Origin of the sequence: Bacillus cytotoxicus NVH 391-98 (assembly GCF_000017425.1) — a bacterium.
Classification (GTDB): domain Bacteria; phylum Bacillota; class Bacilli; order Bacillales; family Bacillaceae_G; genus Bacillus_A; species Bacillus_A cytotoxicus.
In genome coordinates this window covers 3,323,562-3,340,667 of the sequence record NC_009674.1, presented here as the reverse complement: position 1 = coordinate 3,340,667, position 17,106 = coordinate 3,323,562, and the positions used below count along the sequence as shown (strand labels likewise).

General features: G+C 36.4%; 15 protein-coding genes, 1 pseudogene and 2 other annotated features. All 16 genes and pseudogenes read left to right on the top strand.

The annotated features are described in order from the left end of the window. Positions 1-31: 31 nt before the first annotated feature. The 16 genes and pseudogenes from polA to BCER98_RS16420 all read left to right on the top strand — a co-directional run bounded on the left by polA (position 32) and on the right by BCER98_RS16420 (position 17,097). Positions 32-2,665, top strand: a complete 2,634-nt coding sequence (gene polA, locus BCER98_RS16495; RefSeq protein WP_012095732.1) for a DNA polymerase I — start codon at positions 32-34, stop codon at positions 2,663-2,665. A 12-nt stretch (positions 2,666-2,677) separates the two neighbouring features. Then, entirely contained in the window at positions 2,678-3,508 is an 831-nt protein-coding gene (gene mutM / locus BCER98_RS16490; protein WP_012095731.1) for a DNA-formamidopyrimidine glycosylase, read from the top strand. Between the two features lie 69 nt (positions 3,509-3,577). Then, entirely contained in the window at positions 3,578-4,210 is a 633-nt protein-coding gene (ytaF, locus tag BCER98_RS16485; protein WP_012095730.1) for a sporulation membrane protein YtaF, read from the top strand. Between the two features lie 47 nt (positions 4,211-4,257). Beyond that, entirely contained in the window at positions 4,258-4,860 is a 603-nt protein-coding gene (coaE, locus tag BCER98_RS16480; protein WP_012095728.1) for a dephospho-CoA kinase, read from the top strand. 109 nt (positions 4,861-4,969) lie between these two features. Then, on the top strand, positions 4,970-5,998 hold the full coding sequence (locus BCER98_RS16475; RefSeq protein WP_012095727.1) for a glyceraldehyde-3-phosphate dehydrogenase: 1,029 nt from the start codon (positions 4,970-4,972) through the stop codon (positions 5,996-5,998). A gap of 384 nt (positions 5,999-6,382) precedes the next feature. Next, a complete protein-coding gene (gene speD, locus BCER98_RS16470) occupies positions 6,383-6,766 on the top strand; it encodes an adenosylmethionine decarboxylase (RefSeq protein WP_176371956.1) in 384 nt (127 codons plus the stop codon). Between the two features lie 176 nt (positions 6,767-6,942). Further along, positions 6,943-7,404: a transcriptional regulator NrdR gene (gene nrdR, locus BCER98_RS16465; protein WP_012095725.1), complete on the top strand. Its 462-nt coding sequence runs from the start codon at positions 6,943-6,945 to the stop codon at positions 7,402-7,404. 239 nt (positions 7,405-7,643) lie between these two features. Then, positions 7,644-9,044 carry a replication initiation and membrane attachment family protein gene (locus tag BCER98_RS16460; protein WP_012095724.1) on the top strand — a complete coding sequence of 467 codons (1,401 nt, stop codon included), beginning with the start codon at positions 7,644-7,646 and terminating at the stop codon, positions 9,042-9,044. Between the two features lie 33 nt (positions 9,045-9,077). After that, positions 9,078-10,013, top strand: coding sequence for a primosomal protein DnaI (gene dnaI, locus BCER98_RS16455; RefSeq protein ID WP_012095722.1), 936 nt, complete (start codon positions 9,078-9,080; stop codon positions 10,011-10,013). A gap of 280 nt (positions 10,014-10,293) precedes the next feature. Continuing rightward, positions 10,294-11,176: pseudogene (gene ytxC / locus BCER98_RS16450) on the top strand (putative sporulation protein YtxC). 31 nt (positions 11,177-11,207) lie between these two features. After that, positions 11,208-11,435, top strand: a binding site (T-box leader). A gap of 47 nt (positions 11,436-11,482) precedes the next feature. Beyond that, complete coding sequence (thrS, locus tag BCER98_RS16445; protein ID WP_012095720.1) at positions 11,483-13,414, top strand: threonine--tRNA ligase; 1,932 nt, start codon at positions 11,483-11,485, stop codon at positions 13,412-13,414. A 187-nt stretch (positions 13,415-13,601) separates the two neighbouring features. After that, positions 13,602-13,722, top strand: a sequence feature (ribosomal protein L20 leader region). Between the two features lie 62 nt (positions 13,723-13,784). Beyond that, entirely contained in the window at positions 13,785-14,288 is a 504-nt protein-coding gene (gene infC / locus BCER98_RS16440; protein ID WP_109090154.1) for a translation initiation factor IF-3, read from the top strand. Positions 14,289-14,309: 21 nt separating this feature from the next. Beyond that, positions 14,310-14,510: a 50S ribosomal protein L35 gene (gene rpmI / locus BCER98_RS16435; protein ID WP_012095718.1), complete on the top strand. Its 201-nt coding sequence runs from the start codon at positions 14,310-14,312 to the stop codon at positions 14,508-14,510. Positions 14,511-14,548: 38 nt separating this feature from the next. Beyond that, positions 14,549-14,905, top strand: coding sequence for a 50S ribosomal protein L20 (rplT, locus tag BCER98_RS16430; RefSeq protein WP_012095717.1), 357 nt, complete (start codon positions 14,549-14,551; stop codon positions 14,903-14,905). A 485-nt stretch (positions 14,906-15,390) separates the two neighbouring features. Further along, positions 15,391-15,882 (top strand): dUTP diphosphatase, encoded by a 492-nt coding sequence (locus BCER98_RS16425; protein WP_041810065.1) that lies wholly within the window; start codon positions 15,391-15,393, stop codon positions 15,880-15,882. A gap of 129 nt (positions 15,883-16,011) precedes the next feature. Then, positions 16,012-17,097 carry a M42 family metallopeptidase gene (locus BCER98_RS16420; protein WP_012095715.1) on the top strand — a complete coding sequence of 362 codons (1,086 nt, stop codon included), beginning with the start codon at positions 16,012-16,014 and terminating at the stop codon, positions 17,095-17,097. Positions 17,098-17,106 lie beyond the last annotated feature (9 nt).

Below are 17,106 nucleotides of genomic sequence, written 5' to 3'. Positions count from 1 at the left end.
CAGTTCAATTTTGTATGGGGAGGTTTCAAATTTGGAAAAAAAAGTTGTATTAGTTGATGGAAATAATATCGCATATCGTGCTTTTTTCGCACTACCGCTTTTAAATAACGATAAGGGGATACATACGAACGCAATTTATGGTTTTACAATGATGCTTATGAGGATATTGGAAGAAGAAAAGCCTACGCATATGCTTGTGGCATTTGATGCTGGGAAGACAACATTCCGCCATAAGACATTTAGTGACTATAAGGGGGGACGTCAAAAAACGCCACCTGAACTTTCAGAGCAATTCCCCTTCATTCGCGAATTGTTAGATGCTTTTCGTGTACCTCGTTATGAATTAGAAGACTACGAGGCTGATGATATTATGGGGACGTTAGCGAAAGAAGCAAGTGAACAAGGGGCACAGGTAAAAGTAATTTCCGGAGATAAAGATTTACTTCAACTCGTTTCTGATCATACACGTGTATGTATTCCGCGTAAAGGAATTACAGAAGTGGACGAGTATACAAAAGAGGCACTCTTTGAAAAGTATAACTTATCACCAAAACAAATTATTGATATGAAAGGGCTAATGGGGGACCAATCGGATAACATTCCTGGCGTTCCAGGTGTTGGAGAGAAAACGGCGATTAAACTGTTAACGCAATTTGGGACAGTGGAAGCTGTATATGAAAATCTAGATCAAGTGAGCGGTAAGAAGTTAAAAGAAAAATTAGAGACACATAAAGAGCAAGCATTTATGAGTAAAGAACTTGCGACAATTATTACGGATGCACCTATTACTGTGCATATAGATGATATTGAATATAAAGGATATGAGGCAGGCGACATTATTCCTCTTTTTGAAAATCTAGGTTTTACGTCTTTATTAAATAAGCTTGGGGCTCCTTCTGAAGAAGCTGTTTCAGCTGAATTAGATGATATTTCATTTGAAATTGCTGAAGAAGTAACAGAAGAGATGCTGCAGCAAGATAGTGCAATCATTGTAGAAGTGCAAGAAGAGAATTATCATAAAGCAGACATTCAAGGATTTGGTATTCAAAATGACAATGGCTGTTATTTCATCCCAACGGATATAGCTCTTGCGTCTGAGGCGTTCATAAAATGGCTGAAGGATGAAGAAATGAGAAAGTATACATTTGATGCTAAACGTGCCATTGTAGCACTTAAATGGAAAGGCGTAGAAATTAGAGGGGTTGATTTTGATTTATTAATCGCTGCGTATTTACTTGACCCAGCTGATACAGACAAAGATTTCCGTACGGTAGCAAAAATGAAAGAAACACATGCGGTGAAATCGGATGAAGAAGTGTATGGTAAGGGAGCAAAACGTGCTGTTCCGGCGCAGGAAATTGTTGCAGAACACGTAGCGCGCAAAGTACATGTCTTATATGATGTAAAACAAACATTTATAGATGAATTAGAGAAAAATGAACAATATGAACTGTTCATAAACCTTGAAATGCCGCTAGCGTGCGTCTTAGCTGACATGGAAGTAAAAGGTGTGAAAGTTGATACAGAGCGCTTGCGTAATATGGGAGATGAACTTGCTGGTAGACTAAAGGAAATGGAGCAAGAAATTTATGAGCTTGCTGGTACAGAATTTAATATTAATTCGCCAAAGCAGCTCGGTGTTGTTCTATTTGAGAAGCTGAATTTACCAGTGATTAAAAAGACGAAGACAGGATATTCTACATCAGCTGATGTACTAGATAAGTTGATGGATCATCATGAAATTATTCCAAAGATTTTACATTATCGTCAACTTGGCAAATTGAACTCAACGTATATTGAAGGTCTACTAAAAGTTGTTCATGATGAGTCATCTAAAATTCATACTCGTTTTAATCAAGTATTAACACAAACGGGGCGCTTAAGTTCTACAGAACCGAATTTACAAAATATCCCGATTCGTTTAGAGGAGGGAAGAAAGATTCGCCAGGCTTTTATTCCTTCACAAGAAGGATGGGTTATGTATGCGGCTGATTATTCACAAATCGAATTACGTGTACTGGCACATATTGCAAAAGATAAAGGATTAATAGAAGCATTTCAGCATGATATGGATATTCATACAAAGACAGCAATGGATGTCTTTGGTGTTGAAAAAGATGAAGTAACAGCAAATATGAGACGACAAGCAAAAGCAGTAAACTTTGGGATTGTGTACGGCATTAGCGATTACGGACTTTCACAAAACTTAGGAATTACACGAAAAGCAGCAGGAGAATTTATCGAGAAGTATTTTGCTAGCTTCCCTGGTGTAAAAGAGTATATGGATGAAATTGTCCAAGAAGCGAAACAAAAGGGATATGTTTCTACTTTATTAAATCGTCGTCGTTATATTCCAGAAATTACAAGTCGGAATTTTAATGTGCGTAGTTTTGCTGAGCGTACAGCAATGAATACACCAATTCAAGGCAGTGCCGCTGATATTATTAAAAAAGCAATGATCGTTATGGCAGATCGTTTAGAAGAAGAAGGACTACAAGCGCGTCTTCTTTTACAAGTACACGATGAATTAATCTTTGAAGTGCCAAAAGAGGAAATAGAAAAACTTGAAAAGCTTGTCCCAGAAGTAATGGAACATGCGATTGAACTTGCTGTTCCGCTAAAGGTTGATTATTCATACGGGCCAACTTGGTATGATGCAAAATAAGGAAGTGATAAAATGCCCGAATTACCAGAAGTTGAAAATGTAAGAAGAACACTTGAAAATCTTGTAACAGGAAAAACAATGAAAGATGTAATTGTAACATATCCTAAATTAGTGAAACGACCAGATGATGCAGAGCTTTTTAAAGAACTGTTGCGGGGGGAAACGATTGAACGAATTGAACGAAGAGGAAAATTTCTTCTTTTGTATGTAACAAATTATGTAATTGTTTCACATTTGCGCATGGAAGGGAAATATTTCCTTTGTAAAAGTGATGACCCAGTTGATAAGCATACACATGTACGCTTTCAATTTACGGATGGTACAGAGCTCCATTATAAAGATGTAAGAAAGTTTGGAACGATGCATCTTTTTACAAAGGGAGAGGAATACAAAGAGATGCCGCTTGCTGATTTAGGACCAGAACCATTTGACCCTGAGCTAACAGTGGAGTATTTGCAAAAGAAATTACAAAAGACAAACCGCAAAATAAAAGTTGCATTATTAGATCAGCGACTTTTAGTGGGGCTTGGAAATATATATGTAGATGAAGTGTTGTTCCGTTCCGGTATTTATCCAGAACGAGAAGCTTCATCTCTTGCAAAAAATGAAATCGAAAAGATTCATGCTGCAACAGTAGCAACATTAACAGAAGCAGTGAAGCGGGGTGGCAGCACAATTCGATCGTATATCAATTCACAAGGAGAAATTGGTTCTTTCCAAAATCTGTTGAATGTATACGGAAAAAAAGGTGAACCATGTGTAACATGTGGGACAGCCATTGAAAAAATAGTAGTTGGTGGACGCGGTACGCATTATTGCCCGCATTGTCAGCCGAGAAACTAAGAAAGTGAACATCGGATAGGCATCTATCATATACATACAGCAGAGTTGTGTATAGGAAGGAGCTTGCCGATGTCTCTTTACTTTTCTCTTATTTTATTAGCTTTTACATTAAGTTTGGATAGTTGTAGTGTAGGGCTTACGTATGGGCTGAGGAACGTGCGGATTCCACTGCGCTCCATTATAATCATTGGGATATGCTCAGCAGCAGTAATGCTTGTTTCTATGGGAATCGGAAATATGATTGCGAAAGTATTTTCGCCCATGATTGCAACACGCATCGGCGGGTTTGTTCTTGTCGGAATTGGTGCGTGGGTGTTATATCAGTTTTTTCGAGGCGATAAAAAAGAGGAAATAAAGCAAGAAGAAAAAGTTTGGAAATTAGAAATTGCTTCTCTTGGATTAGTTATTCAAATTTTACGAAAACCAACTGTTGCTGATTTTGACAGGTCAGGGACAATTTCTGCTGGAGAGGCTTTATTACTTGGTATTGCACTTTCAGTAGATTCATTTGGGGCTGGAATAGGTGCATCTTTATTAGGCTATGCACCAGTGATGATGGCGATGCTAGTCGCAGTGATGAGTTCGTTATTTTTATTTATTGGCATGCAAATGGGCACAATGTTATCAAATATGCGGTGGTTACAAAGATTTACTTTCCTGCCTGGAGTGTTACTGATTATTATTGGACTTTGGAAAATATAGAGGCGTGGAACATGAGTTTCACGCCTTATTGTTAAGGAGGAAAACGAATGACAGTTGTAATTGGACTAACAGGAGGTATTGCAAGCGGAAAAAGCACCGTTTCGCAAATGTTACGTGAATGTAACATTCCTGTTATTGATGCGGATATTGTTGCAAGAGAGGTTGTAGAACAAGGGAAACCAGCATATAACAAAATTGTAGAGGTTTTTGGAAAAGAAATATTACAAGAGGATGGAGAATTAAATCGTCAAAAGCTTGGGAGTATTGTGTTTCATAATGAAGAAAAACGAATGCAATTAAATGGAATTGTGCATCCTGCTGTACGCAAAGAGATGAATGAACAAAAGGATCGGTACATAAAAGAAGGAGTACAAGCGGTTGTGTTAGATATTCCTCTTTTGTTTGAAGGGAATTTAACAAATCTTGTAGATTATGTTTTAGTTGTAGCAGTTTCACCGAGTATACAGTTAGAACGTTTAATGAAGCGAAATGGTTTTTCAGAAGAAGAAGCGAAAGTGAGGATTCATTCACAAATGCCGCTAGCAGAAAAGATAACATTAGGAGATAAAGTGATCTATAATGATGGCACAATTGCTGAGACAAAAGAACAATTGCAGCGGATTTTAAAGGAATGGAGCATGATTAACTAAAAAATTTTGAAATTAATGAAAATGTTTAGTGACATATTCCTTTTTTATGTTATACTATTATTGGGATTGGAGATAAATAGTATAACGCATTCAAGGGGGATAACATATTATGATTCGTGTGGCAATTAATGGTTTTGGACGTATTGGAAGAATGGTATTTCGTCAGGCAATAAAAGAAAGCGCATTCGAAATTGTGGCGATTAATGCAAGCTATCCAGCGGAAACATTAGCACATTTGATTAAGTATGATACAATTCATGGAAAGTTTGATGGAACAATTGAAGCATTTGAAGATCATTTACTAGTGGATGGAAAAATGATTCGCCTTCTAAACAATCGCGATCCAAAAGAATTGCCTTGGAAAGAGCTAGGTGTAGAAGTTGTAATTGAAGCAACTGGTAAATTTAATGCAAAAGAAAAAGCGATGCTTCATGTAGAAGCTGGTGCGAAAAAAGTTATTTTAACAGCGCCTGGTAAAAATGAAGATGTAACAGTTGTAGTTGGTGTAAATGAAGAACAATTAGATGTAACAAAACATACAGTTATTTCAAATGCATCTTGTACAACAAACTGTTTAGCACCTGTTGTGAAGGTGTTAGATGAACAGTTCGGAATTGAAAACGGTTTAATGACAACTGTTCACGCTTATACAAATGACCAAAAAAATATTGATAATCCACATAAAGATTTACGAAGAGCACGCGCTTGTGGGCAGTCTATCATCCCTACAACAACAGGAGCTGCAAAAGCATTAGCGAAAGTTCTTCCGCATTTAAATGGAAAACTTCACGGTATGGCGCTTCGCGTGCCAACACCAAACGTGTCACTTGTTGACTTAGTAGTTGATTTAAAACGTGATGTAACAGTTGAGGACATTAATGAAGCGTTTAAAACAGTTGCAAATGGTACAATGAAAGGAATTATTGAGTTCAGTGAAGAGCCTTTAGTTTCTATTGATTTCAATACGAATACACACTCAGCGATTATTGATGGTTTATCCACAATGGTAATGGCTGAACGTAAAGTGAAAGTTCTTGCTTGGTACGATAATGAGTGGGGCTACTCTCGCCGTGTTGTCGATCTTGTGAAATTAGTTACTGCAGAACTAGCAAAACAAGAAAATGTTCAACATATTTAAGTGAAAAAATGAGAAGGCAAGCAATTGCTTGCCTTCTTTTTCCTTTTCAAAAAAATGAAAAAGTTATATGGATATATTATTAAGTAAGATACATACTGAAAAACATTGTGATTACTGTATTTGTGAATCGTTTATTTCATTTTGGGAAAAGTAAAGAAGAGAATTTGACAAAAAATCAAAAAAACTGTTGTTGCAAAATGAAAATAAACAAAGTATACTAACACTCGTAAACTTAAGAGCTGAGGTACGTAGTCACTACTTAAAGGGTTAGGACCTCTCTGGACTAACTTTCCCCCGTGGTAGTGGAGCAAGCCAAATTGCAAATTAGTTTTCAATTCGAACAGTTAGATTAAATTTATAAGGGGGAACTGTAGAATGGATACTATGGACACTATGGGTCGTCACGTAATCGCTGAACTTTGGGATTGCGATTTCGACAAGCTTAATGATATGCCGTTTATTGAACAATTGTTTGTGGATGCAGCGCTAAGAGCTGGTGCTGAAGTACGTGAGGTTGCCTTTCATAAGTTTGCACCGCAGGGTGTAAGTGGAGTTGTAATTATTTCGGAATCACACTTAACAATTCACAGCTTTCCAGAACACGGCTATGCGAGTATTGATGTTTATACTTGCGGGGATCGTATCGATCCAAATGTTGCTGCAGAATATATTGCAGAAGGCTTAAATGCGAAAACGCGCGAGAGCATCGAGCTTCCTCGAGGTACAGGTAGCTTCGAAATTAAGCAAAGAGAAACAAAAGCTCTTTAAAAAAGGACATAATTGATTTAAAATGTAAAGAGGTGTATAATACACCTCTTTTTTTAGTTTATATAAAATGAGTTTAAAGTGGTAAGCACAGATAAATAAGTTATATAATGTGGATATATATTTACGTGTAGAGAAATGAAAAAGAGTAAAGATTATTTTGTAAGGGAGTGAATACGTTGCGTTGTCCATCCTGTTTTCATAATGGTACGAGAGTGCTGGATTCACGTCCAGTAGATGAAGGACGCTCTATTCGAAGAAGGAGAGAATGTGAAAGTTGTTTAAACCGATTTACAACATTTGAACGAGTGGAAGAACCACCTCTTATTGTTGTAAAAAAAGAAGGTACACGAGAAGAATTTAATAAAGAAAAGATTTTACGTGGCTTAATTAAAGCTTGTGAAAAACGACCGGTATCTTTAAAGCAATTGGAGGAAGTAACGCAAAATGTAGAGCGTGAGCTTCGGAATCTAGGGATATCGGAAGTAAAAAGCGATATGATTGGTGAAATTGTGATGGAAGCATTAAGGGATATCGATGATGTTGCTTATGTACGATTTGCTTCAGTATATCGCCAATTTAAAGATTTAAATGTGTTTATTGAAGAATTAAAAGATATACTGCAAAAAGAGAGAGAATAAGACGAGGTTTTCACCTCGCGCTGATTGGGTATTATGGCCCGTTATCTTCCTTGTTTCTCTCTAAATCTTAAGGTGGGAGTTTTACTGCCCTAAAATAGCGGGACAAAAATCTGATTTGCGAATAACGGGACAGGAGAGCTAGAAGCGTAAGCTAATAGCTCTTTTTCACTAAGAAGTTCTATAAGGTGAACACATGGTAGATGTTAGGGTAGAATGGATGAAAGAAAGGAATTTCAAGGATGGAAAAACAGTCATGGATGGAGCTATTGCCAATTGATCGTTATAAAGTAAGCGCAAAAGGGTTGTTGCATAGCTATGACCGGAAAGTATTAACCATGCTATACCAACCTTTAGTAGGTAGCAAAGCTTTTAGTTTATACATGACACTATGGGGGGAGTTGGAACAAGATCGCTTGTTTGGTAAAGAGAATACGCACCACTCTCTTATGGTAACCATGCAAATGCAGCTTCCTGAAATATATGAGGAACGAAGAAAGCTAGAAGCAATTGGGCTTTTAAATGTCTATATCAAAAAGGAAAAAGACATTCGTATGTTTATATATGAACTGCAACCACCATTATCTCCAAAACAGTTTTTTGATGATATTGTTTTAAGTATTTTCTTATACAATAGGTTAAGTAGAACGAAGTACAACCAAGTAAAAAAATATTTCTTAGAAGAAACGTTTGATTTTACTTCATATGAGAATATTACGCATTCTTTTAATGATGTATTTGGTTCGTTTAATCCGGAACAGTTTGAACATGTACAAGAAGAACTTCGTATTCCAAAGGTAACAGTGATGCCGAAAAATGAAACAGGAAATGCACCTGCAATTTGGAATGATTTCTTTGATTTTTCACTATTTGTTGAAGGATTATCGGCGCTTGTTCCTAAAAAATCAATTACAGAACAAGTTCGTGAATGCGTGATTACACTAGCTTATGTATACGGAGTGGATGTGTTATCCATGCAAAATATTGTTCTTGGTGCAATGACGGAAATGCAAACAATTGATATGGAACGTCTTCGTAAAGGGGCTCGTGATTGGTATCAATTTGAACATGGACAAGCACTTCCGGTATTAAGTGAACGTGTACAACCTCATTCAGCACGAACAATGGCGGAGAAAGAACCTTCTACGCAAGAAGAGTTGTTAATAAAACAATTAGAAGAAATTTCACCAAAGCAGTTATTAAAAGAAATTTCAGGTGGCGCAGAGGCAACAAAGGCAGATTTACAAATTGTAGAAGATGTTATGTTGAATCAAAAATTAGCACCGGGAGTTGTGAATGTTCTTATTTATTATGTAATGTTGCGTTCTGATATGAAACTTGCTAAAACATATGTTGAAAAGATTGCAGGTCATTGGGCAAGGAAAAAAGTAAGCACAGTATCAGAAGCGATGGCTTTAGCGAAAGAAGAAAATCGTCAATATCAAGAATGGGCGGAGACAAAGAAAAAGGGACGTCCATCGACAAAAACAGTACGAAAAGAAATGGTACCGGATTGGCTGAAAGCAGAATCAAAAGAATCATCGTCAGATAAGAAAAAGGCAAGTTCAAAACGAAAAACGAACAAGCTAGAAGAAGAACGAAAGAGATTAGAAGAAGAATTGAAAAAATATAAGCGTGATTAATAGAGGAGAATGAACGCTCTTTGAGGTGAAAGAATGGAGCATATTCAAAATTCATTTGCAAAATTAATGCAAAATGAAAACTTTAAAAATAGATATGAAATATTGAAAGCAGAAGTTATGGAACATCCGCGTGTAAAGGCATTTATTGAAGAACATAAAGATGAAGTAACAACTTCCATGATCGAGAGAAGTTTAGTGAAACTATATGAATACATTGGCCAAAGTGTTGGGTGTGCGGATTGTCCGAACTTAGAATCGTGTAAAAATATCATTCAAGGATATGAACCGAAATTAATTATTCAAGGTAAAATGATAGACATTCAATATGATCGCTGCGTTCGACAAGTGGCTTACGATGAGAGAAAGAAACAAGAAAAGTTAATTCAAAGTGTATATATGCCAAAGGATATATTGCAAGCTTCTATGTCTTCGCTTGATTTATCAGATGGAGATCGTTTTGAAGCGATACGTGCTGCCAATGAATTTTTAAATGCATATGAACCAGGGAAAAAGGTGCAAGCACTATATTTCTATGGGCCATTTGGTGTAGGGAAAACATTTATTTTAGGAGCAATTGCAAACGAATTAGCGCAGCGAAAGATAAGCTCGATGATTGTCTATTTACCGGAATTTTTACGCGAAATAAAAAGCTCATTACAGAACAATACAATTAGCGAGAAAATTGATGCGGTGAAATATGTACCGGTATTAATGCTAGATGATATTGGAGCAGAGGCGATGTCGAGCTTTGTACGTGATGATGTCCTAGGTGCGATATTGCAGTTCCGAATGCTAGAGAACTTACCAACGTTTTTTACATCTAATTTTGATTTTAAACAATTAGAACATCATTTAACATATACGCAACGTGGAGAAGCGGAAGAGATGAAAGCGGCTCGGATTATGGAACGGATTAAATACCTAGCAAAACCTGTTGCAATTGGTGGTAAGAACCGTCGTCATATGTAAACATATCTCATACCTATGATATGAGATTGCAACGATTCGGATCAAGAATACGAGTTACGAAGCAAATCGTGACAAAAAGAGTAAGTGGATGCTTGCTCTTTTTTTTATTAAAGCAACCAAAATTCATATGAGCTTGTATCATTTTTTTCCCCTGCCCTTAATATATATAAAATTAGCAAGAAATATCGAGCGAAGAGTAAAAGCTTTCCGGATGGTAGACTCTTTCGCTTCTTCGTAAGAGAAGGCTTTGTTTGGAACGGGGATAAAAGGGGGGACAAAAGTGATTGAAATTTGCTTCGAAGAAAAAAATGAAGCTGTATATGTATATCGACAACTTATGAAAAGGACGGAAGCTTTATATAAAGAAACGAGTATTTATGTAAGTGAAAAGAAAGTAGTAATCCATATTCCGATATGTGAATCGAACTATATTAGAAAAGTTCTGATTCCAGTGCTTCTTTATTTTATTGTGAATATTAAACAAAATGAATGGCTCCGTACGATTTTGAAAGAGAAGTTTTTTTATGAGGATCAAGAAGAGTGTCGCCAAATTTTACATATGGCACATGAGATTTTAAAGGGGAAACGAAAAGGAGTCGCACAAGATTTAACGCAGAAAGAGATGGAGTCTCAAGTTGTTTCTTCGTTAAAAGATTGGCTAAGAGACCCTTTATCCTTTTCATTTTCATCCTACGTTCAATTTCGTCTTCGCGCATATAAAGAGAGGATCAATCGACTCGCTATAGTCGCGATTGATGAATATAAAATGGAGCAGGAATATCAAATGTTTATTGAAATGCTAAGGCAACAAGTAAGTAATAGAAAATCCCGATTGTCTTGTTTGCACCTTGTATTTGATGAAAGTTTTATTTTTTATAATGAAAAAGGAGTACGTTTAAAACAAGAGAAATTAGTGCAGTATATAGATGAAGATTTAGTAAATCAAAAAGATATCTATGTTGATACGAAGGTAATTGCACCGCTTTTGTCGATTGCACCAAAAAAGATTTATTTGTACGCAAAGGAACAGGATCACAATGTGATTATTACCCTGCAAAATGTATTTCAGGAAAGGGTGCAGTTGTATGCATTACATGAATTTGAGCACAATATGAAAAAAAATAAAAAATAAGGGTGACGCCCTTGATTTTCTAAGTTTTTGAGCATATAATTACCTACATAAACGAAATATATTGAAATGTCACGATGAGGACATGAGTAATTTACTACGATTTTCAGAGAGGGAAGTATGAAGGTGTGAGCTTCCTAATACGGGTTTATTACTTACCACCTCTGAACTTTAGCAGTGAACGTTTGTCTAGTAATTGCTAACGGACAACACCGTTATGTTGAACTTGAGCAATTAACAGTTTAGTTAATTGGAACAAGGGTGGAACCACGAATTCAACACTCGTCCCTTTTATGGGGATGAGTGTTTTTTATTTTGAGAAGAAGAGGAGTGACCAGTGATGGCAGATGTAGTTAAAATTACTTTCCCTGATGGAGCTGTTAAGGAGTTTCCTAAAGGAATAACAACTGAAGAAATCGCAGCTTCTATTAGCCCAGGCTTAAAGAAAAAAGCTGTGGCTGGAAAATTGAATGATGAGATGCTTGATCTTCGTACACCAATTGAAAAAGACGGTGCAATTTCAATTGTTACATTAGATTCTGAGGATGGTTTATATATTTTACGCCATTCAACAGCTCATCTATTAGCTCAAGCGTTAAAACGTTTATATAAAGATGTGAAGCTTGGTATTGGACCAGTAATCGAAAACGGCTTCTATTATGATATTGATATGGAAGAAGCAATTACCGTTGAAGATTTCCCAAAAATTGAAAAAGAAATGCAAAAGATTGTAAATGAAAACTTAGAAATTGTTCGTCATGAAGTGCCTCGCGCCGAAGCTCTTCGTCGTTATGAGGAAATTAATGATGAACTAAAATTAGAATTGATTAACGACCTTCCAGAAGATGCTGTTATTTCAATTTATGAACAAGGCGAATTCTTCGATCTTTGCCGCGGTGTGCATCTTCCATCTACAGGGAAGATTAAAGTGTTTAAATTGTTAAGCGTTGCAGGTGCTTACTGGCGCGGTGATAGCAACAATAAAATGCTACAACGTATTTACGGTACTGCATTCGTGAAGAAAGCAGAATTAGATGAACATATGCGTATGCTTGAAGAAGCAAAAGAACGTGATCATCGTAAATTAGGTAAAGAGTTGAAATTATTTACAAATAATCAAAAAGTGGGACAAGGTTTACCTCTTTGGTTACCAAAAGGTGCAACAATTCGCCGTATTATTGAGCGCTACATTGTTGATAAAGAGGTAAGCTTAGGTTATAACCACGTATATACTCCAGTATTAGGAAGCAGAGAACTTTACGAAACTTCTGGTCACTGGAATCACTATCGTGATGGCATGTTCCCATCTATGCAGATGGATAATGAAGAATTAGTTCTTCGTCCAATGAACTGTCCTCATCATATGATGGTTTATAAAAACGACATTCACAGTTATCGTGAATTACCAATCCGCATTGCAGAACTTGGAACAATGCATCGTTATGAAATGTCTGGTGCGTTATCTGGACTACAACGTGTACGTGGAATGACTTTAAATGATGCACATATCTTCGTCCGTCCAGATCAAATTAAAGAAGAGTTAAAACGTGTTGTGAACTTAACTTTAGAAGTATACAAAGACTTTGGTTTAGAAAATTATTCATTCCGTCTATCTTACCGCGATCCAGAAGATACTAAAAAGTACTATGCGGATGATGAAATGTGGGAAAAAGCACAAGGAATGTTAAAAGAAGCAATGGACGAAATGGGACTTGAATACTATGAAGCTGAAGGTGAAGCGGCATTCTATGGTCCAAAACTTGATGTTCAAGTTCGTACTGCACTTGGAAAAGACGAGACACTGTCAACAGTTCAATTAGACTTCTTACTTCCAGAGCGTTTTGAATTAACTTACGTTGGTGAAGACGGAAAACAACATCGTCCAGTAGTTATTCACCGAGGTGTCGTATCTACTATGGAACGATTCGTTGCTTTCTTAATTGAAGAGTATAAAGGTGCATTCCCAACTTGGTTAGCACCAGTTCAAGTACAAGTTATTCCAGTTTCTCCGCAAGTGCACTTAGACTATGCGAAGAAAGTGCAAGAAGAATTGCAACGTGCTGGTATTCGTGTTGAAGTAGATACACGTGAAGAAAAAATTGGTTACAAAATCCGTGAAGCACAAATGCAAAAAATTCCATACATGCTTGTAGTAGGTGATAATGAAGTTGCTGAAAATGGCGTGAATGTACGTAAATATGGTGAACAAAAATCAGAAACAATTGCATTAGATGCCTTTGTTGATATGATTAAAGTTGAAGGGAAACGATAAGAAAGTCGCGGCATGCCGCGACTTTCTTGCTGAATACATATAGTAATGAAATGATACTAATCATAAAAAAGTATTGCATGTATTCGTGTTGTTTGTTACAATGTTTCTTGTTGTTAGGAAAACGTGTCTTCTTGACAGACATTATATCCTATGGTAAACTCATCAAGGATAATAGAATATTGTTTTGTAGAGCAAGTAGAAGCACCCGCTTCTCACCTGATTGACGCATTCGCAGTTAACAGGTAAATGTATTTCTTACGTAAGATAGTACAAGTGTGGGTGTCGTATGCCCGCACTTTTTTTGTTCGGGTTCTATGACTGCAAACATATTCTGAGAAAATCTTGGAGGTGGCTTACTATTAGCAAGGATATGATGATTAACGAGCAAATTCGTGCTCGTGAAGTACGTTTAGTTGGTGCAAATGGTGATCAACTTGGTATTAAGTCTCGTAATGACGCTTTAGATATGGCTGCAAATCTTAATCTTGATTTAGTATTAGTTGCTCCAAATGCGAAACCGCCAGTATGCCGCATTATGGATTATGGTAAATTCCGCTTTGAGCAACAAAAGAAAGAAAAAGAGCAGCGTAAAAATCAAAAAGTAATTAGCATGAAAGAAGTTCGTTTAAGTCCAACAATTGATGAACATGACTTTAACACAAAACTTCGCAACGCTCTTAAATTTTTAGGTAAAGGCGACAAAGTTAAAGCATCTATTCGCTTTAAAGGACGTGCCATTACTCATAAAGAAATCGGTCAACGTGTCTTAGATCGTTTCGCGGAAGCTTGTGCTGAAGTAGGAACAATTGAATCTAAGCCTAAAATGGAAGGACGTAGCATGTTCTTAATTTTAGCACCGAAAAACGATAAGTAATAGATAGAGGAGGAAATACCTATGCCTAAACAAAAAACTCATCGCGGCGCTGCAAAGCGTTTCAAAAAAACTGGATCTGGTAAACTTAAACGTGATCACGCTTATACTAGCCACTTATTTGCAAATAAGTCTACAAAAGCGAAACGTAAACTACGTAAAGCTGGTCTAGTAAGTGCTGGTGACTACAAACGTATCCGTCAAATGCTTGACAACTTAAAATAAGTTCGGTTGATATATAGAACACACTAGGAGGTAATATTATGCCAAGAGTAAAAGGTGGTACAGTTACTCGTAAACGTCGTAAAAAAATGATTAAATTAGCGAAAGGTTACTACGGTTCTAAACATACTTTATTCAAAGTTGCTAACCAACAAGTAATGAAGTCTTTATTATATGCGTTCCGTGACCGTCGCCAAAAGAAACGTGACTTCCGTAAATTATGGATCACTCGTATTAACGCAGCAGCTCGCATGAATGGTCTTTCTTACAGCCGCTTAATGCACGGTTTAAAACTTGCTGGTATCGAAGTTAACCGTAAAATGCTTGCTGACTTAGCTGTTCATGACGAAAAAGCTTTCGCTGAATTAGCAACAGTTGCAAAAAACAACTTAAAATAATTGCTTGAAAACCTTAGAAGATTTTCTTCTAAGGTTTTTTTATGTGTTCCTAAGATTAACCTATCTGGAAATGAAGAAAAGAAGTAGATATATGAAAAAGGAGCCTTAGTAGAGCTCGCAAAAAACTTGATGAGGAAGAAAAAGTAGAAGCGATGATAGAAACACGTCATCTTGATGGAATAAACGGAAAAATGTGTATAAATTTTATAATTATGTAATAAAACGTCAAGAGGGACTTCTCTAACTTTTTTATTGCTTCTGAAAGGTATCTTTTCTAGTAGAAACGACACTGTTATAATGTAAAGATAATATAGAAGTATTATCATATCATTTACTGATGATTGAAATGTATTCATGATTTAAGGACAAGATATTTCATAAGGGAATAGAAAGCGAAATAGGTAATAAGGGTAGGGCTTTTAGCTTATGTGAAATATGAGATGAAACAACATTGTCTTTGTGCGATGTTAGAGGAGGACGATGGAATGGATTTACTACAGCTATTTAAATTGCAAAAAGAATTAGATGATCATATTACAAAAGAACATGACTTACAGCCGAAGAAGCTATTAAAAGAAAAAATGTTAGCGCTCCTTGTTGAAATTGGAGAACTTGCAAATGAAACGCGTTGTTTTAAATATTGGAGTACAAAGCCAGCATCTGAACGTGAAGTCATACTAGAAGAATATGTAGATGGTTTACATTTTATTTTATCAATTGGTATTGATTTAGGAATTGATAAGAACTTTCTATTTTATAAATGTGCACAAACGAATAAAACACAGGTGGAAAGTTTCTTAGACACATATGCAAAAGTAATTCGTTTCACGGATCAACCGTCTATTACAAACTATATCGAATTATTTACAAGCTATCTTCGTCTTGGACAAGTTCTTGAATTTAGTCAAGAAGAAATTGAAAAAGCATATTTGGATAAAAATAAAGTGAATCATCAACGTCAAACGCAAGGATATTAATGGATGAAGGCTTATAATCAGTGGAGCATAAAGAAAATCTCCACTGATTAAAGTTTCACTTTGTTTTTTTGAATATTTCAATTTACTTATTATATAATAGGTTAAATGAAGAAAAAGGAGGGATTGACAATGCAAAAGTTAGATAAAACATTGACAATGCTGAAAGAACTAACAGATGCGCGCGGTATTGCGGGAAATGAGCGTGAGCCACGTGAAGTAATGAAAAAGTACATTGAACCGTTTGCGGATGAACTTTCTACAGATAATTTAGGAAGTTTAGTTGCTAAAAAGGTAGGAGAAGAAAACGGTCCGAAAATTATGGTAGCTGGTCATTTAGATGAAGTGGGCTTTATGATTACACAAATCGATAATAAAGGTTTTCTTCGTTTTCAAACGGTAGGTGGCTGGTGGTCACAAGTTATGCTTGCACAGCGTGTAACAATTATAACGTGCAAAGGGGATATAACAGGTGTAATTGGTTCAAAACCACCACACATTTTATCAGCAGAAGCTCGTAAAAAACCAGTTGAAATTAAGGACATGTTCATCGATATCGGTGCTTCTAGCAAAGAAGAAGCAATGGAATGGGGCGTACGACCAGGAGATCAAGTTGTACCATATTTCGAATTCCAAGTGATGAAAAATGAAAAACTGCTGCTTGCAAAAGCGTGGGATAACCGCATTGGTTGTGCTATTACGATTGATGTATTAAGACAATTAAAAGATGAAAAACATCCAAACATTGTATACGGTGTTGGAACAGTTCAAGAAGAAGTAGGACTGCGCGGTGCGAAAACGTCAGCAAACTATATTAAACCCGACATTGCGTTTGCAGTAGATGTTGGAATTGCTGGCGATACACCGGGAGTAACAGAAAAAGAAGCGCAAAGTAAAATGGGAGATGGGCCACAAATCATTTTATATGATGCATCTGTCATTGGTCATACTGGGCTTCGTAATTTCGTAGTGGATGTTGCTGATGAGCTAGATATTCCATATCAATACGACTTTGTAGCTGGAGGCGGAACTGATGCAGGGGCGATTCATATTTCTGTAAATGGTATTCCATCTATGGCAATTACAATTGCAACTCGTTACATTCACTCTCATGCTGCTATGTTGCATCGTGACGATTATGAAAATGCAGTGAAACTCATTGTAGAAGTGATTAAACGTCTTGATAAAGAGGCTGTACATAATATTACATTTGATTAAACAAAAAGC